The sequence below is a fragment of the Streptomyces sp. NPDC006365 genome, from assembly GCF_042870755.1.
GTDB classification, from domain to species: Bacteria; Actinomycetota; Actinomycetes; order Streptomycetales; family Streptomycetaceae; genus Streptomyces; species Streptomyces xiangluensis.
The window spans coordinates 36,193-54,655 of the sequence record NZ_JBIAHS010000009.1 but is presented as its reverse complement, the minus strand read 5'-3'; the positions used below and the strand labels follow the sequence as shown (position 1 = coordinate 54,655).

Annotated in this window: 21 protein-coding genes and 1 pseudogene; 8 read left to right on the top strand and 14 right to left on the bottom strand. The window is 70.5% G+C overall.

Annotated elements, in window-relative coordinates; all coding sequences use genetic code 11:
- Window positions 1-47: 47 nt before the first annotated feature.
- From ACFYO0_RS24445 to ACFYO0_RS24435, 3 genes are all read right to left on the bottom strand, one after another.
- Complete coding sequence (locus tag ACFYO0_RS24445; RefSeq protein ID WP_344394271.1) at window positions 48-413, bottom strand: PH domain-containing protein; 366 nt, start codon at window positions 411-413, stop codon at window positions 48-50.
- 55 nt (window positions 414-468) lie between these two features.
- Entirely contained in the window at window positions 469-1,323 is an 855-nt protein-coding gene (locus tag ACFYO0_RS24440) for a hypothetical protein (RefSeq protein WP_388679633.1), read from the bottom strand.
- Window positions 1,324-1,398: 75 nt separating this feature from the next.
- Window positions 1,399-2,064 (bottom strand): nucleotidyl transferase AbiEii/AbiGii toxin family protein, encoded by a 666-nt coding sequence (locus ACFYO0_RS24435; RefSeq protein ID WP_388679631.1) that lies wholly within the window; start codon window positions 2,062-2,064, stop codon window positions 1,399-1,401.
- A 179-nt stretch (window positions 2,065-2,243) separates the two neighbouring features.
- On the opposite strand from ACFYO0_RS24435, the gene ACFYO0_RS24430 reads away from it, so the two are divergent.
- Together ACFYO0_RS24430 and ACFYO0_RS24425 are read left to right on the top strand one after the other, a co-directional pair.
- Window positions 2,244-2,474, top strand: coding sequence for a hypothetical protein (locus tag ACFYO0_RS24430; protein ID WP_388679629.1), 231 nt, complete (start codon window positions 2,244-2,246; stop codon window positions 2,472-2,474).
- A 139-nt stretch (window positions 2,475-2,613) separates the two neighbouring features.
- Complete coding sequence (locus ACFYO0_RS24425; protein ID WP_388679627.1) at window positions 2,614-4,227, top strand: hypothetical protein; 1,614 nt, start codon at window positions 2,614-2,616, stop codon at window positions 4,225-4,227.
- A gap of 24 nt (window positions 4,228-4,251) precedes the next feature.
- Here ACFYO0_RS24425 and ACFYO0_RS24420 read toward each other — a convergent pair whose 3' ends face one another.
- Complete coding sequence (locus ACFYO0_RS24420; RefSeq protein ID WP_388679625.1) at window positions 4,252-4,431, bottom strand: DUF1257 domain-containing protein; 180 nt, start codon at window positions 4,429-4,431, stop codon at window positions 4,252-4,254.
- A 492-nt stretch (window positions 4,432-4,923) separates the two neighbouring features.
- Between ACFYO0_RS24420 and ACFYO0_RS24415 the strand changes: the two genes are divergently transcribed.
- A complete protein-coding gene (locus ACFYO0_RS24415) occupies window positions 4,924-6,030 on the top strand; it encodes an NAD(P)/FAD-dependent oxidoreductase (RefSeq protein WP_388679622.1) in 1,107 nt (368 codons plus the stop codon).
- A gap of 27 nt (window positions 6,031-6,057) precedes the next feature.
- Here the strand turns inward: ACFYO0_RS24415 and ACFYO0_RS24410 are convergent, their stop codons facing one another.
- Together ACFYO0_RS24410 and ACFYO0_RS24405 are read right to left on the bottom strand one after the other, a co-directional pair.
- Window positions 6,058-6,489, bottom strand: a complete 432-nt coding sequence (locus ACFYO0_RS24410; protein ID WP_388679619.1) for a nuclear transport factor 2 family protein — start codon at window positions 6,487-6,489, stop codon at window positions 6,058-6,060.
- Window positions 6,490-6,597: 108 nt separating this feature from the next.
- Entirely contained in the window at window positions 6,598-7,566 is a 969-nt protein-coding gene (locus ACFYO0_RS24405) for an endonuclease/exonuclease/phosphatase family protein (protein WP_388679617.1), read from the bottom strand.
- 139 nt (window positions 7,567-7,705) lie between these two features.
- Here ACFYO0_RS24405 and ACFYO0_RS24400 point away from each other — a divergent pair, with 139 nt between their 5' ends.
- A complete protein-coding gene (locus tag ACFYO0_RS24400; protein WP_388679615.1) occupies window positions 7,706-8,194 on the top strand; it encodes a MarR family winged helix-turn-helix transcriptional regulator in 489 nt (162 codons plus the stop codon).
- Between the two features lie 143 nt (window positions 8,195-8,337).
- On the opposite strand, the gene ACFYO0_RS24395 is transcribed toward ACFYO0_RS24400, so the two are convergent.
- Together ACFYO0_RS24395 and ACFYO0_RS24390 are read right to left on the bottom strand one after the other, a co-directional pair.
- Entirely contained in the window at window positions 8,338-8,559 is a 222-nt protein-coding gene (locus tag ACFYO0_RS24395) for a hypothetical protein (protein ID WP_388679612.1), read from the bottom strand.
- A gap of 82 nt (window positions 8,560-8,641) precedes the next feature.
- On the bottom strand, window positions 8,642-10,018 hold the full coding sequence (locus ACFYO0_RS24390) for an AbgT family transporter (protein WP_388679609.1): 1,377 nt from the start codon (window positions 10,016-10,018) through the stop codon (window positions 8,642-8,644).
- 29 nt (window positions 10,019-10,047) lie between these two features.
- On the opposite strand from ACFYO0_RS24390, the gene ACFYO0_RS24385 reads away from it, so the two are divergent.
- Window positions 10,048-10,509, top strand: coding sequence for a CocE/NonD family hydrolase (locus ACFYO0_RS24385; protein WP_388680341.1), 462 nt, complete (start codon window positions 10,048-10,050; stop codon window positions 10,507-10,509).
- Here ACFYO0_RS24385 and ACFYO0_RS24380 read toward each other — a convergent pair.
- Complete coding sequence (locus tag ACFYO0_RS24380) at window positions 10,499-12,079, bottom strand: phosphodiester glycosidase family protein (protein WP_388679606.1); 1,581 nt, start codon at window positions 12,077-12,079, stop codon at window positions 10,499-10,501. The genes ACFYO0_RS24385 and ACFYO0_RS24380 overlap by 11 nt on opposite strands.
- A 617-nt stretch (window positions 12,080-12,696) precedes the next feature.
- Between ACFYO0_RS24380 and ACFYO0_RS24375 the strand changes: the two genes are divergently transcribed.
- The 3 genes and pseudogenes from ACFYO0_RS24375 to ACFYO0_RS24365 form a co-directional block, all read left to right on the top strand.
- A complete protein-coding gene (locus ACFYO0_RS24375) occupies window positions 12,697-12,822 on the top strand; it encodes a hypothetical protein (RefSeq protein ID WP_388679604.1) in 126 nt (41 codons plus the stop codon).
- Between the two features lie 58 nt (window positions 12,823-12,880).
- Window positions 12,881-13,147: a hypothetical protein gene (locus ACFYO0_RS24370; protein ID WP_388679600.1), complete on the top strand. Its 267-nt coding sequence runs from the start codon at window positions 12,881-12,883 to the stop codon at window positions 13,145-13,147.
- A 30-nt stretch (window positions 13,148-13,177) separates the two neighbouring features.
- Window positions 13,178-13,915 (top strand): annotated as a pseudogene (locus ACFYO0_RS24365) (FAD-dependent oxidoreductase); the annotation flags it as partial.
- 587 nt (window positions 13,916-14,502) lie between these two features.
- On the opposite strand, the gene ACFYO0_RS24360 reads toward ACFYO0_RS24365, so the two are convergent.
- The 5 genes from ACFYO0_RS24360 to ACFYO0_RS24340 are packed head-to-tail and all read right to left on the bottom strand — an operon-like array spanning window position 14,503 to window position 18,459.
- A complete protein-coding gene (locus tag ACFYO0_RS24360) occupies window positions 14,503-15,003 on the bottom strand; it encodes a MarR family winged helix-turn-helix transcriptional regulator (protein ID WP_388679598.1) in 501 nt (166 codons plus the stop codon).
- Window positions 15,004-15,057: 54 nt separating this feature from the next.
- Window positions 15,058-16,089, bottom strand: a complete 1,032-nt coding sequence (locus ACFYO0_RS24355) for a branched-chain amino acid ABC transporter permease (RefSeq protein ID WP_388679596.1) — start codon at window positions 16,087-16,089, stop codon at window positions 15,058-15,060.
- Complete coding sequence (locus tag ACFYO0_RS24350) at window positions 16,086-16,958, bottom strand: branched-chain amino acid ABC transporter permease (protein ID WP_388679593.1); 873 nt, start codon at window positions 16,956-16,958, stop codon at window positions 16,086-16,088. Before ACFYO0_RS24350 ends, ACFYO0_RS24355 begins: the two co-directional genes overlap by 4 nt.
- Entirely contained in the window at window positions 16,955-17,692 is a 738-nt protein-coding gene (locus ACFYO0_RS24345; protein ID WP_388679591.1) for an ABC transporter ATP-binding protein, read from the bottom strand. Before ACFYO0_RS24345 ends, ACFYO0_RS24350 begins: the two co-directional genes overlap by 4 nt.
- A complete protein-coding gene (locus tag ACFYO0_RS24340) occupies window positions 17,689-18,459 on the bottom strand; it encodes an ABC transporter ATP-binding protein (protein ID WP_388679589.1) in 771 nt (256 codons plus the stop codon). Before ACFYO0_RS24340 ends, ACFYO0_RS24345 begins: the two co-directional genes overlap by 4 nt.
- Window positions 18,460-18,463 lie beyond the last annotated feature (4 nt).

The following is an 18,463-nucleotide window of genomic DNA, read 5'->3' as shown; positions in this document are numbered from 1 at the left end:
ACACCGACCTCTGACCAGGTCAAGCCCACCACTTTTGTCAGGAGTCCTCAGCGCGCCACGAACTGCGTGAGGATCGCCTGGACTTCGTAGATGTCGACGCCCTTGGTGAAGGTCTTCTCGATCGGCGCCGGTGTGCCGGAGATCCAGATCTTCAGTTCGGCGTCGAGGTCGAAGTGGCCGGCGGTCTCGACGGAGAAGTGGGTGATGCTGCGGTACGGGACGGAGTGGTACTCCGTCTTCTTGCCGGTGATGCCCTGCTTGTCGATGAGGATGAGGCGGCGGTCGGTGAAGAGGATGGTGTCGCGGATCAGCAGGTACGCGGCGTACACCTGCTCGTCCTGCCCGAGCAGTCGTCCGTACTCGTGCTGGGCCTTCCCCGGATCGACGGTGTGGGCGTTTCCGAACAGTGCCATGCGAAGTCCCCCATCGGGTAGCGAAGTTGGCGGTTCGCGTACCGCCGGCTTGCTTTCAGTGTCGCAGGAGGTCGGCGTAGGCGCGGGTCTGCTCGGAAGCGTTGCGGTGCCAGTCGGCCTGGGTGCGGTGTTCCTCGGCCAGGGAGGGTTCGGCGGTGACGAGTTGGTCGTAGACGGTGGCTATCTCATCGTGGACGGTCGCGAGGGCGAGCCGGTTGGCGTGTACCGCTTTCGCATGGCCGCGGTAGGCGGTGAGCAGCGTGAGGGGGTCGCCGTCGGCGGCGGAGGGGGCCGCGGGGCCTTGGGCGTGCAGGGTGCTGTACTCGGCGTTCAGCTTGTCGGCCTGCGCGTCAAGGTCCATGCGCCGGGTGTGCAGGGCGGAGCCGCGGGTGCGGAGGCTGGCCTCGTACGCGTGGGAGCCGGGGAAGCGGACCGCGTCCAGGCCGGACGTGATCGCGTGCGGACGCTCCGGGCGCAGGGCGGCGTAGCGGGCGTCCGCTTCCGCCGCCACGTCGAGGGTCTTCAGGTGCGGCGGGAGGGCGCTGCGGCCGGTGGCCGCCCAGGCGTGGACGTCGCCGTACCACTTCTCGTGGGCGGACTGCCGGGTGATGCCGGCGGCCTCGCCGATCTGGTACCACGTGGTGCCGCGCTCGCGCTCCGCGACCACCGCCTCGCGCACCACGTCCTCCACGCGGCGCTGCAGCCGCAACGCGGTGCGGAGCAGGTCGCCGGGCTCGGGGTCCGGCTCGACCGGTACGGCATCGAGGACGGCGTCCGCCAGTTGCCGGAGGGTCAGGGCGAGGGCGACGCGGGACTCGTCTCGGGGCGACAGCCTGTGGATCTTGTCCGTGGCCGGAGCGGCGGCCGAAGCGGCGGCTGGAGCGGAGGACGCGTCTGCGGCATCGGTCATGGTGTCAGGCTATCCCTGACACCCCGGCCGGCGTCGGACTTTGCCTGAGGGGTTCAGTAGCCGTACTCGGTACGGTCATTCGTCTTCCGGGACACCCATCTCCAGCAGCCGCTCCGCGATGTCGTCCGCCCACTCCAGAGCCCAGCGGCGCAGGTCTGCGATCGCCCGGCCGTCGAGTCCGTAGGCGGCGAACTCCCTGTCGTCGATCAACTCCTCGCCGACCAGGCGGGTCTGGAGATCAGTGAGGTCGAAGGTGTCGGGGGCGTGGCGGCGGCCCAGTTCCTCGAGTTCGGGGCGGCTCCAGCGGTCCGAGGCGGCGCGTACGCCGACGAGGTCACGGGCGAGGCCGCGGTCGGCCAGGGCGAGGACCTTGGTTCCGACCACGTCTTCGAGGGAGAGGGTCAGTCCGTACTCGGTCTGCACGGGCGGATGCCAGAGGGCTTCCTTGTACAGGTCGACCTCGCACTCCTCGCTCGCGCCCGGCTCGGCGACGATCAGCCGTGCGGCGAGCGGTTCCGCCTCCAATGCCCTCACCTCCCAGCCCCGTTCCTCCAGCGCCGCGCCCACATCGGCGGCGATCTTCTCCAGGCCCTCAGGGCTCTCGGTGGCGAACTCCAGGTCCTGGCTGAGCCGCTCGACCAGCCCGTGAGCCCGGACCGCGTACCCGCCGGTGAGCGCGAGCGGGTAGGGGGCGCCCGCGGCGAGCACATCGGCGAGCAGGCGACGGTACGGGGGTGCCATGCACCAATTATCGACCGGAGGGCTCGGGTGTGTGCTCGGCGGCATGCACGAGAGTGATCGCACCGTCACCTTCCGTTCAGCATTTCCTCCGTACGTTCGGGACCCGTCCCCAGCCGGCTGGGGGAACATAGAGGGCCTGTGATGGAGCAAGATGTCCTGTCCGTACGGCAGTTGGGGGAGTGAGCCGGTATGAGTGGGTCCGAAGAGCCGTCGGGTGTCGGTGGCACGGGAGAGCCGTCGGGCAGCGGGCCGGAGGCCACGCCCCCGCCTCCGCCTCCGCCGCCTTCACCGGCCTCGCCGCCTTCACCGGCCTCGTCGCCTCCGCCGTCCGCGTCGCCTCCGCCGTCGGCGCCGCCTCCGCCGGACGTGCCTCCGCCATCGCCCGAGCCTCCGTCGTCGTCCGCACCTGACGTACCTCCGTCGTCGCCCGAGTCCGCGTCGTCTGCACCGTCATCGCCGGACGTGCCTCCGCCACCGCCCGAGCCCCCGTCGTCGCCCCCGCCCCCGCTGCCCGACAGTCCGCCGCCCGTCCCGCCGACCTCCGAGTGGTTGACCTACACGCTGCCGGCGGACGAGCCCGAGGACGCAGTGCCCCCGGACCCGTGGCGGGCCGCGGCGGCCGGGCTGTTCAACCTCTCCGGGCTCGGGCTCGGGTATGTGCTCCTGCAGCGCTGGCCGCTGGCCGCCCTGTGCTGGATCGCGACCGGCTGGCTGCTGGTGGCCGCGCTGCCCGCCGACCCTGACGGGGTTCCGGGCGGGGTGGTGTGGGCGTACGGCCTCGTACTGGTGCTGGCCGCCGCCCACGGGGCGTGGCTGGCGCGGCGTACGCGGCTGACGTTGCCGTGGCGGTCGACGGTCGCCGCCGGGCTCGGGCTCGTGCTGCTCGCCGTGCCGGCCGGTAGCGCGGTGGGGTACGAGGCGGCGCGGGAAGAGGCGTACCAGCAGATGCTCCTCGACCGGCTCGCGAAGACGGACCGGCTGGTCACCGCCGCCTCCCAGCGGGACGGCGGCTTCGCCGAGGCCAAGCAGGACTACGAGCGGGCGCTGAAGGCATACCGTGCGCTCGGCGACGACCATCCCGGCACGCGCGCGGCACAGCGCATCCCCGACCGCCTCGACCGGTACTACGACACCGTCGCCGCGCCCTACCGCGAGAAGGAGTACTGCGAGGCGCTGGAACCGCTGCGGTATCTGTGGAAGCTGCCCGACACGATGGGCAAGCAGCGGCTCGGCTCCCTCGCGGACTGGCCCGAGGAGCCCCTGGCGACCTCGCTCTACGAGTGCGGTGTCACGAACCTCGGTGCCGACGCCGTGACCCAAGCGAAGGCGAACGGCGGCGCACTGGCCGACCTCCTGCGTACGTTCCCCGACTCGGCGCAGGCCGCCAAGGTCGGACCGGCCGTCAGCGCGGAGATCGCGAACCAGTCCAAGGCGCTGAAGGGCAACGACCCGTGCCCGGCCAGCAAGGAGTTGCAGGCCATCAGCCAGACCATGGTCGACCTGCCCGCGGGCAGCCCCGGTGACGGGCTGCGCACGGATGCCGTCAACGCGGTGGAGTCCGGCGCCTACGCCTGCGGGGTCGACGAGTTCGAGGACGGCAAGTTCGGCGCGGCGGCCACCACGCTCAACGACTTCGCCGACAAGTACGGGGACAACAAGAACGCGAAGCGTGCCCGGCAGATCGCCATCGCCGCGGAGATCGCCGAGGAGCGGCCCGAGGCGGGCCGGAAACTGCCGCCGTCCCGCAGTCCGGGCGGCGCCAAGATGCCCCTGGAGATCAGCAACGACGCCCCGACCGCGGTCGAGTTTCTCTACACGGGCCCGGTCACCGGCCGCATCACCCTCGCGGCCTGCGGCGACTGCACCGAGTACTCCAGCTATTCGGAGGCCGAGAGCAGCGCCTGCTCGAACAGCGGCATCGCCTACCCGACCGACTACCTCAACCTGCCCGCCGGCAACTACCACACCCTCATCAAGTACGCCGACGCAGACGCGGGGGACGTGACGAACGAGGCCGACGGCATGAGCATCGATCCCGGCTACACGTACACCAACTGCACGTATGTCGTGAGTGAGAGCAGCTACCCGGGATACCCCGACATTCCGACCCTGCCGGACCTCCCGGAGCTCGAGCCGATCGAGCCTCTCGAGCCGACCGTGTGACTTCCTCGACCGTCTGACTCAGTCCTACTGGAACCGCCGCAGCACCATCCTGACCGTCCCGTCCCGCTCCACCGTCTCCTCGGCCATGCTGAAGCCCTGGGCCTCCAGGGTGCCGGCCGTGAGGTGGTAGGCGTGGCGGGCGGTCACCTTTCCCAGCCAGGTTTCGTCGTGCTTGCGGCGGGAGCGCCGGCCGCCACAGCTCATCCCATCGCCGGGCGGCCGGCAGCGTCTGGACCGCCGCGTCCCACTCGACCTCGGACACCGGCCCCGTGCGGCGCGCGGCCCCTTCGGCGACCACGCGTACCCATTTCCAGCCGCCCTCCGGCCCGCGCCTTCTTGGCCAGCAGGCGGCGCAGCGCCTCCCCGGCCCCGGCATGGACGCCCCGCAACAGGCTCCCGTCGTGGTCGAGTTCGGCGTACCGCTCGAACTCACCGGCAAGGAACAGCACCAGAGCATGCCGCCCGGGATCCGAGGGGCTCCGGCCCGCCTTCGCGATACCTGCCAGCTCGTCAGGACCGTTGGCGGCGACGGCCCATACATCGACCCGTTCGTCCCGTCACTTCACAGAATTCACACAACACAAGACCGCAACTTTAAGTTTCAAGTCATAAGCTCGCCAACAGTCGAGCGGCCGAAACGTGGCGGCATGCGTCGCGGCCCTCGTTTCCCCCCCCACAAGGCACAGGAGATTCGGCGTGCGTGACCGCGACATAGTGGTGATCGGCGGCGGCTATGCAGGCGTCCGTCTGGCGAAACGGTTGGACGGGCAGGCGCGCGTCACGCTGGTGGACCGCAAGGAGGTCTTCTTCCACCGCGTCGCCTCGCTGCGCGCCGGCGTGGATCCGGAGTGGACGGGGGCGCCCTTCATTCCGTACGACCGGCTGCTCACCAACGGCCGGGTGGCCGTGGGCAAGGTGGTCCGCATCGACACCACCGAACGGCAGGTGGCGCTCGCCACCGGTGAACGGCTGCCGTACGACGTGGTGGTGATCGCCACCGGCGCCGACTACCCCGAACCGGCCCGTTTCACCGGCACCACCCCCGAAGAGGCGGCCAAGTCGTTCGCCGAGCACCAGCAGAACATCGCCACCGCCCAGCACGCCCTCGTCGTCGGCGGCGGGCCCTCCGGCGTCGAACTCGCCGCCGAGATCCGGCTGGCCCGGCCGGACGCCCGGATCACGCTCGCCCACTCCGGCCCCGCGCTGCTCCACTCCACGGGCAGCGCGCGGGCCGGGCGCAAGGCCCGTACCTGGCTGGAGTCCCACGACGTGGAGGTACGGCTCGACTCCTTCATGTCCCCCGGCAACGACTTCGGCACCTACCGTGACGCCCGCGGCAACATCATCGACGCCGACCTCTCCTTCTGGACCACGGGCACGACCCCCAACACGCTCTGGCTGCGGCTGGCCGGGTACGGCGACTGGCTGAACGCGGCCGGACAGGTCAAGGTCGACAAGTCGCTCCGGGTCGAGGGGTGGAAGAACGTGTTCGCGGTCGGTGACGTGAACAACATCAGCGAACTCAAGCTCACCCCCGCCGCGCTCGCGCAGGCGGACCTCGCCGCCCACAACATCCGTACGTACCTGCAGAGTTCGGGCAAGCACCGCAAGGAGCCCCGCTTCTACCGGCCGATCCACCGCACGCCGCTCATCGTGCCCTTCGGCCCGGCCGACGGGGTGACCATGCTGCCCGTACCGGGCGGTGAGACGGCGGTCCTCGGCGGCCGGACCAGCACCCTGGCCAAGGCGAAGAACCTCATGACTCCGTACATGCGACGGCAGTTGGGGTACACCGCGGCCTGAGCCCCTGGCCGGTTGCCGCCCGCGTCGTCAGGGGGTGCAGGCCGCCGCGATCGACACGCTGTTCTCGTACAGGTGGTGCCGGGTGATCCGGCCGCCCTCGACGGTGAGGCGCAGCGCGAAGGGGCCCGCGAAGGACTTGCCCGTCGCGCGGACGGTCCCCGAGAGGTGACCCATCAGGACGGCGTCGGTGCCGTCGACGAGGACGGTGTCGACGGACGCGCGGGCGTCCTCGGGCACAGTGTGCTCGGTCACCTCCCTGATCTGGGCGGCGCATTCGGCGGCGGTGGAGCGGGGCCGGATCCAGGGGACCACGGGATTCTCGGCGAGCAGCCAGTCGACCTCGTCGGCGAAGAGCGCGGTGAGCCCCTCGGTGTCCCCGGCGAGGCGGAGGGCGAGGTACTTCTGGACGGTGGCTCGGGTGGCGTCAGCGGTGGCGGTGTGCGTGGTGGCAGTCGTCATGGGGCCCAGCCTGCCGGGGCGCCGACGGAGCGTCGATTACGTCGGAGGTAAGGGCGGAACGGGGCGGTGAGTTCGGCGAGTTCGGCGAGTTGGGCCACGGGACGGGCGTCATGAGCCAAGACGTACGCGGCCGACCAGCGGCAAGTGGTCGCTCCCGGTCGAGTCCAGGGCCGACACCTCGGCCACCTCGACCCCCTTGCCGAGCACGTGGTCGATCCGCGCCACCGGCAGGGACGCCGGCCAGCTGAACGCGAACCCCGAGGCGGGAGCGGACAGTCGGGAGGTGAGCGGATCGAGCCCCCGGTCCTGCACGGTGCCGTTGAGGTCGCCCACGACCAGGAGCCGCTCGGCCGGGTCGTCCGCGATCCGTGCGCCGAGCAGCGCCGCGCTCTCGTCGCGGGCCGCCGACGCCAGGCCGGTCGCGCCGAGCCGGATCGACGGCAGATGGGCCACGTACACCGTGACCTTTCCCTCGGGTGCGGCGACCGTGGCCCGAAGTCCGCGCCGCCAGCTGTCCGGGAAGCCCGAGGGCCGGATGTCCACGGCCCGTACGTCAGAGAGGGGGTACGCGGACCAGAGCGCGACCGTGCCGTGGACAGCCCGGTGGGGGAGGGAGCCGCCCAGGACGTCCTCGTACGCGCCGCGCGCCGCGGGCGTCAGCTCCTGCACGGCCACGAGGTCGCCGCGCGCGCCGAGCAGCGCCCGTGCGGTGCCGGAGGGGTCGGAGTTGTCGTCGGCCACGTTGTGCTGAACGACGGTCAGGTCGTACGAGTCCGGCGACGAGCCGAACCACAGCCCGCCGAACATCCAGAGCCAGGCGAACGTAGGCGCCAGACAGGCGAGCAGCCCCACCACCGACCGCTTCAGCAGCGCGAGGCAGCCCAGCAGGGGCACGGCCACACCCAGCCACGGAAGGAACGTCTCCAGGAAGCTCCCGAGACGCCCGACCCGGTTGGGCACGGCGGAGTGCAGGCCCAGCAGCCCGGCGACACCGACGGCACACACGACGAGCCCGTACTCCCACCGCCGCACGCTTCGTAGCTCTCCTCGTACGGCCCGCACCACTTGTGCGACCACATGCCCTCCTTGCCCGGACGAAGGACGCACATCGCGGCGGGGCGGTTCCTCCGCTTTCCCCCGTGGTCCGGCTCTGACGGGCGAGCCGCCGAACCGTAGTAGCTGTTTGAATTTGAACCATAGGTGTAGCCTCGCAGGCATGGGGACCTCGAACACGAAATGGCTCAACGCCGAAGAGATGCGTGCCTGGACGGCGTTCCTCGCCACCAACGCGCTGCTGTACCGACGCCTGGACCAGCAGCTCAAGGAGGACGCCGGACTGACGCATCTGCAGTACGAGATCCTCGTCCGGCTCAGCCTGTCGCCGGACCGCGAGATGCGCATGGCCGAACTCGCCGAGGCGCTCTACAACACCAAGAGCGGCCTGACCTACCAGATCACCCAAATGGAGAAGGCCGGCCTGGTGCGGCGCCGTTCCTGCCCCAACGACGCCCGCGCCGTCTTCGCCGTCCTCACCGACGCCGGACGGGCGAAGCTGGAGAGCGCGGCCCCCGGTCATGTGGCCGCCGTACGCGAACTGCTCATCGACGTCCTCACCCCCGAGCAGATCACCGCCCTCGCGGACGGGCTGGGCGAAGCGAGCCGCCGTATGCACGACCGCCAGGCGGCAGACGCCGGTACGCGCTAGCAGGCGGTCACCGGCACCGTGGTGGAAGGGGCTGACGAACCGGCCGCGTTGTCGTCACCGCTGCCGGACGTGCACGAAGCGAGCAGGAGCGCTGATGCCGCTACGGCGCATCCGACGACCAGGGCCGCGAACTCGCCTTGGTCTCAGGCGTCGTCGCCCGGCGCCTCGTCACGCTGTTGCTGCGTCCGCCGTTTGGCGACACCGATCGCCGCCCCGAATCCCAGACCGAGCGCGAGTCCGAGACCCACGTTGTCCGCGAGCATCCCGAGGGGGATGCCGAAGGCCATGCCGAGCGACATCCACAGTGCGAGCGCGCTGTCGGCGGACGAGCCGCTGGGCTCGTTCCCTTCTCCCCGTTTCGTCATGTGAATCATTTTGCACGACGAGGTCAAGCCCTCCGTCGAGTCGGCAACGTGTGGACGCGTCGCCGCCCCCGGTCGTCGCGCGCTACTGCGAGGCCGGGGACCGGCCCTCGCAGAGTGCCGTCTGGACGGCGGCCTTCACGTCGTCGCTCTGTGCGTCCGAAGCACCCGGGCCGAGGTTCACCATGACCGTCGCCTGGCTGCCATCGATCGTGGCTCCGGCCGCCGTCTCGTATCCGAGGAAGTCGCCGGTGTGCCCCCAGTAGAGGCCGCCGCAGGGCAGCGGCCTGCTCTCCAGTCCGAGGCCGTAAGCCCGGCCGTCCGGGTTGCCGGTCGGGCGGGTCCGCATCAACTCCCGCTGTTGCGCGGGGCGCAGCAGCTTGCCGCGTACGAGTGCGTCCAGGAACCGGTTCACGTCGCTGCCGCTGGAGATCATCTCGCCGGCCGCGCCCGCGACCGTGGGGTTGATCGGGAACAGGGCGAGGAACTGCGACACGGCGAAGAAGAGCACCAGCAGCGGTGCGATGGAGCGCACTCCGTCCGCCATGAACTCCGGTATCGCGCGGCTCCCGCTGATCCGCCCGGTGAGCCGTCCGTACACGGCGCCGATGAGCAGGAAGAAGACGGTGAGGAAGACGGCGATGGCGTTCATGAAGGTGGACTCGACGATCGCGCCTCCCTCACCGCGGAGCGGCGACGAAGCGGGCAGCATCGCGAACACGATCAGCGTGGCGTAGGCGAGCACGGCAAGGCCGGTCAGCTTGAGGGCCCGCCGCTCGGTGGCGTCGTCGACCCCGGCGGCGACCACCTGCTGTGCCGCGGCGGCTTCCAGGTCCGCGTCGGGGATCAGGTGGTGCTCGCGCTTGGTGAGGATCTTGTCCACGACCAGGGCGATGGTGCCGGCCAGCACGAACGCCGAGACGGTGGTGAAGTACATGTTGTCCGTCGCGCGCACCACCACGTCCTTGTCGACGAGCTGCGCGGCCTCGGTGGCCACGGAGGCGAACAGCGCGTCACCGGGGGCGATCAGCGGGTTGGCGTCGCCCGCCGCGTTGATGGACACGAACGCGACGATCATGCCGAGCATGGGGGAGCGGCCCACGGCGCGGAAGGCCACCGCCCCGAGCGGGATGAGGACCACGTACGCGGAGTCGGACAGGAACTTCCCCAGTACGCCGCCCAGCGCCACGCCCAGGACGACCGTGCGCGGGGACAGGCCCGAGAGCATGCGGCGGGCCAGAGCTTCGAAGAGTCCCGACCGCTCGGCGACCGCGACGCCGAGCATCACCATCACCACGACGCCGAGCGGTCCGAAGGTGACGAAGGATTCCTCGGCACCGGTGATCAGGTCCCGTACCGCGTCCGCCGACACGGCGCTGCGTACGCCGACCACGTCACCCGAGGACGGGTCCTCGACCCTCAGCCCGGAGGCGTTCAGCGCCCAGCTGGCGAGGGCGACCACCCCGCACAGCATCCAGAACAGACCCGCCCCTGGAGCGAGGCGTCGTGCTGGCCGGCCCGGTGTCGGCAAGGCTCCACATCTCGACCACGGCCCCGGACACCGACTTCACCATCAAGCTGATCGACGTCCACCCGCCCAACGCCGACTATCCGCACGGTTTCGCCATGAACCTCACCGACGGCATCGTCCGCTGCCGCTTCCACCGCTCCACCGAGAAGCCGGAGCTGCTCACTCCGGGCGAGGTGTACGAGATCGAGGTGACCGCCCCCGACACGGCGAACCGCTTCGCCGCCGGCCACCGCATCCGCCTCGACATCTCGTCCAGCAACTTCCCCCGCTTCGACGTCAACACCAACACCGGCGAACCGGAGGCAGCGGCCCGCCGCACCGCCATAGCCACGAACACCGTGCACATGGACGCGCGGCACCCGTCCCACCTGCGAGTGTGGCTGGAGGAAGGAGCGGATGCGCTCGCCGCCGTCAGCGGGTGAGCAGCAACGCGTCGCCCACCGTCCGCTCGGTGCCGTCCGACGGCGCGTTGATCAGCTTGCCGTTCACCACCGTGGTGACCGAACCACCGCCGTCAAGGGCCATGGCGCGCACCGCACCGAGTGACTTCATCAGCTCCGCCCCTTCGGTGAGCCCGAATCCGTCGCTGTAGCCGGGTCGGCGGCCGTCCGCGGCGACCAGGAGCACACGGCCCAGCCGGTCGACGCCCAGGAGCATGCGCGGATTGCGCTTGATGCCCCAGGTGTACGCGAAGGACGGGTCGCCGATCCGCTCGATGCCGTCGGCCCCGTAGTTCACCGCGACCTCTCCGTCGCGCACCAGCTCGGGGCCGCCGTTGACGATGTCGTCCTGCGAGCCGAGTGCGAGCTCGCGGCCATGCTCGTCCAGGATGCGCTGCCGCACTTTCAGTTCGCCGCCCGGCTTCGCGTGCGTACGCAGCCAGGAGGCTCCTTCGCCGACGCCGGCCAGGACCCGGCCACCATCCGGCACGGCACCGCCGCGCGGACGCACCTCCCGCACCAGGCCGGTCGCGTCGAGCACTGCCTCGACGCCGTCACCGGTCGGGGTGCTCGCGCCCAACTCGTCGGTGAATTCGACGATCTCGTCGGGATCGGTGCAGGTCACATCGTGCTGCGGCCGCTCGGTCGGGGAGTCGCCGCCGACGCCACCGCAGTTGCGGACCAGACCGGGCACGCGGTTGACGCCGTCCACGATCGCGGACGCCCCGCCCGCTCGGACGCTGAGTTCCGTACGGAGCTTCTTGAACTCCGGGCGCAGACCGTCGCCGCGCAGCACCGCCGCGATCCGGCCGTTGGTCGCCGCGCTCTGCAGCTCCCCGTTGTACGCGGCAATACCGGCCGAGGCACCCGGTACGCCGTCCTTGCCCTCCATGACGAAGAAGCCCGCGTTGACGCCGAGCAGGGCGCCGTCGCCGACGGCCATGTCGCTCACCCTCTCCCGGCCGGCGACACCCATGCCGTACGTGGCGTTCAGCGCACCGCCACAGCGCTTCGGATCGATGATCGTCACCTTGACCTCGGCAAGACCGGTGCCGGGGACACCGTCCGCGCCGGTCCACTCGCTGACCGCGTCGAACCCCGCGGACGCGAGGGCCCGACGCTGCGCGTCGGCCTCCGTCCGGGTGGCGTACTCCCCGACCCGGACGCGTACACCGACCAGCCCCCTGCGGTCCGTAGCCCGCGGCCATTCGACCCGCTCACTGCGAGTGCTGAACCCGGCGCCACGCAGCCGCTCCGCCAGCGCATCGGCGCCCTGCTCGGTGGCGAGGTGAGCGCCGTCGGCACGCACCGTGACCGTCCAGAGGTCCGCACCGGGACGGCCCGAGATCCTCCCCTGGTACAGATCGACTCCGGAGGCGAGGCGATCGTGCTGCCAGCCGGCGATCGGCCGAGGAACGGCGGTCGCCGAAGCGGCGGCCGCGGTGTTGTCGTACTGGTCGACGACAGCACCGGGGGCGACAAGTCCCGCCGCGGCGACGGCAACCACCGACGCCTTCACGGAAACTCGGAGCGAACGGCGTGCGAGGACCACAGGCACTCCTAGGTCGCGGGCGAGCTCGCGTGCACAGCTGACTTACCCACACGACACGGTGTTCGGAACGCGCGTTCATGCGTGGCAAACGCAACCTCTGTGCAGCGAACGCGAGTTCTCGAGCGACGATTGAAACCGCGACTGAAGACCAGAAGTCCGGCCGGTGAACTTGCCTCAGGCCATGGTCATGGCCCGTGGACTCCCCGCTCTCCAGGGGCAGTCTCAGTGGCCCGTGTGGTTCCCTGCCCACACCGTGGGGGTTCGGCCCGACCACGGGCTTTCCCGTTCGAGTTGTCCAGCGAGGCGGAAGAGGCGGCCTTCGAGCCGGTAACCGGCAGCGAACTGCATACCGATCGGTGCGGTTGTTGAGACGGTCGATCCAGCATAGGCCGTCCAGCGCCTCTGCGCCCCCCGGTCCTGACCACCGCCGGTCGCGGGACAGCCCGCGCCGGTCACACGCTGCCGGGCGCCACGATGGCAGATCAGCGATCAGCGATCAGCGATCAGTGGCGCGGGCCCGGATCCCGAGTACGGCATCGACACGCGGCGTGGCTGCGCCGCCGCCCGCCACGGCTGATGCGCATGCGGTTGGTCCATGAGGCGCGCAGCATGGTGATATGAGGTCCTGGATACAGACGACCACGCCCGGCAAGGGCTGGTGCGCGATCCTGCGCCTCTGCAGCCCCGAGCAGCCGTTCTTCGACAAGACGTGGCAGCCGCGCGAGGTCGAACCCGTCAACTGACACGAACCTCCGGCTGTCCGCGGTGGACCGGCATCACACCGTGATGGAGAGAAAAGCCATGGCCGAGACCAGCACAGAGCACAAGGCGCACACGCCATTCCTTTCCCGCCCTGGTGTCCGCCGGCTCGCGCCTTTCGTCCTGATCACCGCGATCGCTCTGGTCTTCGTCTTCGAAAACCAAGACAGCATCAAGGTCCGTCTGCTCATTCCAGAGGTGACCATGCCGCTGTGGGGTGCCCTTCTGATCGCCTGGGGCCTCGGCATTCTCGCCTGCGCCTTCACCGTGCGTCGACGCTCCAGCCGGCATAAGCGACGACAGAAGTGAGTTCCCGCTGCAGGCACCGTGCGAAGTAACCCATGTACCCGGGACGGCGTACTGGTCCATTTCGCGGACGGGCGACAGGAGACGTTCGACCTCGTAGTCGGCGCGGACGGCGCCTGGTCCCGGATCCGCCCGGCAGTCTCGTCGGTGACGCCGCACTACACCGGCGTCACCTTGGTCGAGACCTCCCTGGACGACGTCGACAACCGCCACCCTGACCTCGCCCGGTTGATCGGCGACGGTTCCGTGGCTGTGTACGGAGTGAACCGAGCTCTCGTCGCCCAGCGCAACAGCGGCGGCCACGTCAAGGTGTACGCCCAGTTCCGCGCGCCGCTGGACTGGCACACCAACCTGGACCTGGCCGATGTCGAGGCCGTGCGATCGAGTCTGCTGGCTCTGTTCGACGGCTGGACCTCTCCCGTCCTCGGACTCCTCCGCCACGGCACCGCTTTCGCCCACCGTCCCCTCTACGTCCTGCCCGTGTCCCACACCTGGACCCACGTCCCCGGGGTGACGCTACTGGGCGACGCCGCCCATCTGATGCCCCCATTGGGGGCGGGCGCGAACCTCGCGATGCTGGAAGGCGCCGAACTCGCCGAGTCCATCGCCACCGGCCCTGGAGATCTGGACGAGGCCGTCCGCGCCTTCGAGGAACAGATGTGGGAACGGGCCGGCAGATGGGCGAAGATCACGACGGCCGGTCTGGAACGCCTCGTGAGCCCGGATCCCGCCGAAGCCCTCGCCCTCTTCGACCAAGTCCAGCCGACCTGACTGCCAGCGCGAGAGCACCAGCACCAGCAGCTCGCCACGGCTTCACGGGACAGTACGGCACCGCCCCGGTCCCTTCCGGCAAAACCACCGCCCGTCGGCCGTGCAGCGGGATCTCCGCTTCGACCGTCAGCCACGGAAAACCCCTGGCCATCGGGATGTCCGTGGCCAACCGGCGTCGACCCCCCAAGACCTCCGCCGTGATCCCGCCGGCGGACACGCCCTACCGGAGGGCCTCTTCCAGCCCCAGGAAGCCCTGGCCGGTCTGGCCGACGCCCCGCCGCTGGTGGAGAACGACGTCAACCTCGCCTCTGTGGCCAAGCGTTGGCACGGCGCGGGGCGCGACGCCCGACAGCTTCGCCTACGTCTTCATCAGTGCCGGCATGGGCCTGGGCATGGGTCTGGGCATGGGCCTGGCCTGGGCCTGGTCATCGGCGACCGGCTCATCCAAGGCGCTCGGAGGGTGGCCGGTGGGATCGGTTACCTCAGCGTCAGGTCCCAGCCCCCCGGCACCCAGGTCCGACACGGCTTCGCCCGAGCCGTAGCAGCGGCGGGGGTGAGCAGGGGCGGCGGCCCGCCGATCCGCGTCGTCAGCCGTGGTGCCGCCCCGTCAAGGAGGCGAGCCCGTCCTCCAGGCCCTGACGGAACGCGGACCGCTGTCTCTCCGGTATGTCGAGCAGCAACCGGTCCTCCAGCTTCTGCACCGTCGGCGCGCATGCCGCCAGCAGTTCCTCCCCCTCCCGCGTCAGCCGGGCCTCCATGGTCCGCCGGTTCCCCGGAGCATGGGCACGCTCGATCAGCCCACGCTCCTCCAGCGCGCGCACGATCTCGTGCATCGTCTGGGGTCTGACGAAGGAGCGGCGGGCCAACTGGGCGGAGGAGAGCTCGCCTCGGTGCTGAAGCACGGTCAGGGCCGTGTACTGGGACGTCGTGAGCCCGTACGGCCGCAGTGCCTCATCCATGAAGGAGCGGATGGCCAGTTCGAGTTGCTTGACGAGGTAGATCGTCAACGGGCCCTTGTGGCCCTCGGGGCCCGGATCGGGATCCGCACCTGGAGCCGGACCCGGATCCCGGTCGGCTGCCTCCGCCATCGTTCGCCCCTCTTGGTCGGTCGTCGGGGAGGTCGGGCGAGTCCGTCGTCGAGGTCAGACGACCGGTGTCTTCACCCGATAGCCGACAGGTAGGAGTTCCAGGTCACGTCGGCGAGCCACGGTACCCCACAGCCCGTGGGGCATCCACAGCGTCATCGCGATGGCGAGGGCGCCGAGCCCGATCAGGTACCAGGTGCCTCCTTCACCACCGAACCAGTCCTGTACGAGGAAGAAAACGATGGCTCCGATGATCGGTCCCTCGAAGGTGCCGAGGCCGCCGATGACCACCATGAAGATCATGTACGCGGACCAGTGGACCCCGAAGATGGAGTCCGGCTGCACTCGAAGGGTGTTGGCGAGGGTGAGTCCACCGGCCGCGGCACCGCCCACCGCCGCCAGGACGAAGACCAGTCGCTTCGCCGAGGTGACCCGTACCCCGACGGAGGCCGCGCCCACCGGGTCGTCGCGGATCGCCTCCAGCGAGGCCCCCAGCCTGCTGCGTAGCAGCACGAACACGGCCAGCAGCAGCACACTCATCAGCGCCAGGGCGAGCCAGTACACCTGGGCCTGCCGTACCGCTGGATCAGTGGCCGACAGATCGGTGAGCGAGCGGCCGGAACCGCCGCCCAGCGAAGGCGTGTTCACCACGACCAGCCGGAAGAACTCCGCGATCGCCCACATGCCGATGGCGAACTGCCCACCGGTGAGCCGGAACGCGAGCAGCGAGGTGGGTACGGCGACGGCGCCCGCGAGCAGTGCCGCGAGGACGACCGCGAGAAAAGGGCTGACACCTCGGTCGACGAAGAGGAAGACTCCGTACGCGCCGAGGCCGATGAAGCCCTGTTGGCCGACGGAGACCAGACCGGCGTAGCCCGCCAGCGCGTTCCACATCGCCGCGACGATGACGAGGACGAACAGGGTCGTCAGCTTCGCGGTCGCCTCGGGCGTGAAGACGAAGGGCGCGAAGGCCAGGGCGAGCAGCAGGGCGGCCAAGGCACCGGACGCCGTACGGGAGACGGGGGTCCACCGGTGGATGGTGGCGGTGGCGGTGGCGGTGGCGGTGGCCACCGGTGATGCGGTGGTCATGTGCGGCTCCTTCTCATGCCGAGCAGGCCCTGCGGACGGAAGGCCAGGACCGCGAGGAACACCGCGTGTCCGGCCACGATGGAGAAGCGCGGATCCACCTGCGCGCCAACCGTCTGGGCGACGCCGAGGACCATGCCCCCGACGAGCGTCCCCCACAGCGAACCGAGCCCTCCGATCACGACGACCTCGAAGGCGAACAGCAGCTGGGTCGGCCCCATGGACGGGCTGAACGAGGACCGCATCGCGAAGAACGCTCCCGCCAGGCCGGCGGTGGCGACGGCGATGGCGGCGGCCCAGGCGTACACCCGGCGGCTGTCGATCCCCACCAGCTCGGCGGTGTCGGCGTCGGCGGCAGTGGCGCGGATCGCCCGGCCGATGCCCGTACGGGCCAGCAGCAGCTGCAGCCCGCCGAGCAGCGCGACCGCGACCGCCACGGTGAGCAGGCCGAGGTAGGGAATGCTCACCGACGACCCGAGCTGGAGGCCGGATGCGGACAGCGAACCGACGTCCAGGGAGCGGGAGTCGGCGCTGAAGATCTCCAGCAGTACGTTCTGCAGCACGATGGCGAGACCGAAGGTGGCCAGCATCGACGACATCTCGCCGGTGCGCAGTGCCCTGCTGAGGATGCCCCGCTGCAATGCCACTCCTACCAGGCCCATCACGGGCAGGACCAGCAGTACCGCGAAGAGCGGGCTGATGCCGACGGCGGCGGCCAGCACCGCGACGAGGAACGCGCCGAGGACCGCGAGGTCGCCGTGGCTCAGGTTGACGGTCCGCATCACGCCGAACATCAGGGAGAGGCCGCAGGCGAACAGTGCGTAGACACCGCCGAGCATGACGCCCTGCACGATGGCGTTGATCCAGTTCATGCCGGCTCCTCCTGCACGGTTGCGACGGCGGCGCGACTCAGCCCGAAGTACGCCTCGACGACCTGTTCGCGGGTGACGTCGTCGGCGGGTTCGTCCAGGACGACGCGGCCTTCGAGCATGCACAGCACGCGCCGGGCCACCCCCAGAGCGCGGCCGAGGTCCTGCTCCACCAGCAGCACCGTCGTACCGCCGGACAGGATCGTGCCGAGCGAGTCGTAGAGGGTGTCGACCACGATGGGCGCGAGGCCCAGCGAGACCTCGTCGAGCAGCAGCAGCCGGGGGTTGGTCATCAGCGCCCTGCCGATGGCCACGGCCTGCTGCTCGCCGCCCGACAGGTTGCCGGCGCGCCGTTTCAGCAGTCCGTCGAGCAGCGGGAAGGCCGCCAAAACGGCTGCCAGGTCCCATGGCCCGGGACGCCGTACCCGGGACGCGACCAGCAGGTTCTCCTCCACGGTGAGGTCGGCGAAGAGCCGCCGCCCCTCCGGGACCAGCGCGATCCCGGCCGCGACACGGTCGTGGGCCCGCCGGGCCGTCACCTCCACGCCGTCCAGGCCGATACGGCCCTCGGTCGGCTGGTGTGCTCCGGCGACGGCCCGCATCAGGGTGGACTTCCCGGCACCGTTGGCCCCGACCACCGCCACGACCTCGCCCTCGTCCACGGCGAAGGAGACGTCGCGGACGGCGCGCAGCAGACCGTGCCGTACTTCGAGATTCTCGACCGACAGCAGACTCATGCCGCGCTCCCGAGGTAGGCCTCGACGACCCGGGGATCGGACATGACGGCGTCCGGTTCGCCCTCGGCCAGGACCCGGCCCTGCGCGAGACAGACCAACCGGTCGATCACCCGCAGCAGTGCGTGGATGACGTGCTCGATCCAGACGATGGCGATGCCGTCGGCGCGCAACTGCTGGATGGTGGCGATCAGTTCGTCCGTCTCGGCGTCGGTGAGACCGCCGGCGATCTCGTCCAGCAGCAGCACCTGCGGATCGGTCGCCAGCGCCCGCGCCATCTCCAGCCGCTTGCGCTCCAGCAGGGTGAGCGCGGCCGCGGGCCGGTTGGCCTGGCCGAGCATGCCGCAGCGCTCGAGTACGCCGAGTGCGTGCTGTTGCGCGGCCCGGCGCCGGTGCGAGCCGCCCTGCACCGACGCGACCAGCACGTTCTCGTAGGCCGTCATGCCGGTGAAGGGGCGCGGCACCTGGTGGGAGCGCCCGATGCCGCTGCGACAACGGCGGTCGACCCTCCAGCGGGTCACGTCCTGCCCCTGGAAGGTGACGCTGCCTTCGGAGGGGGCCTGGGCGCCGGAGAGGATGTCGAGCAGGGTCGTCTTTCCGGCGCCGTTCGGGCCGACGATGCCGAGGGCCTCGCCGGGGGCGAGGGTGATGTCGATGCCTTCGAGGACGATCAGGCTGCCGAAGCGTCGGTGGATGCCGTTCGCCGCGAGCACCGGCAGGGCGGGGGCGGCCGCCGGGGCGGCCTCCCCTGTCTCCACGTTGTCGGTCACCGGC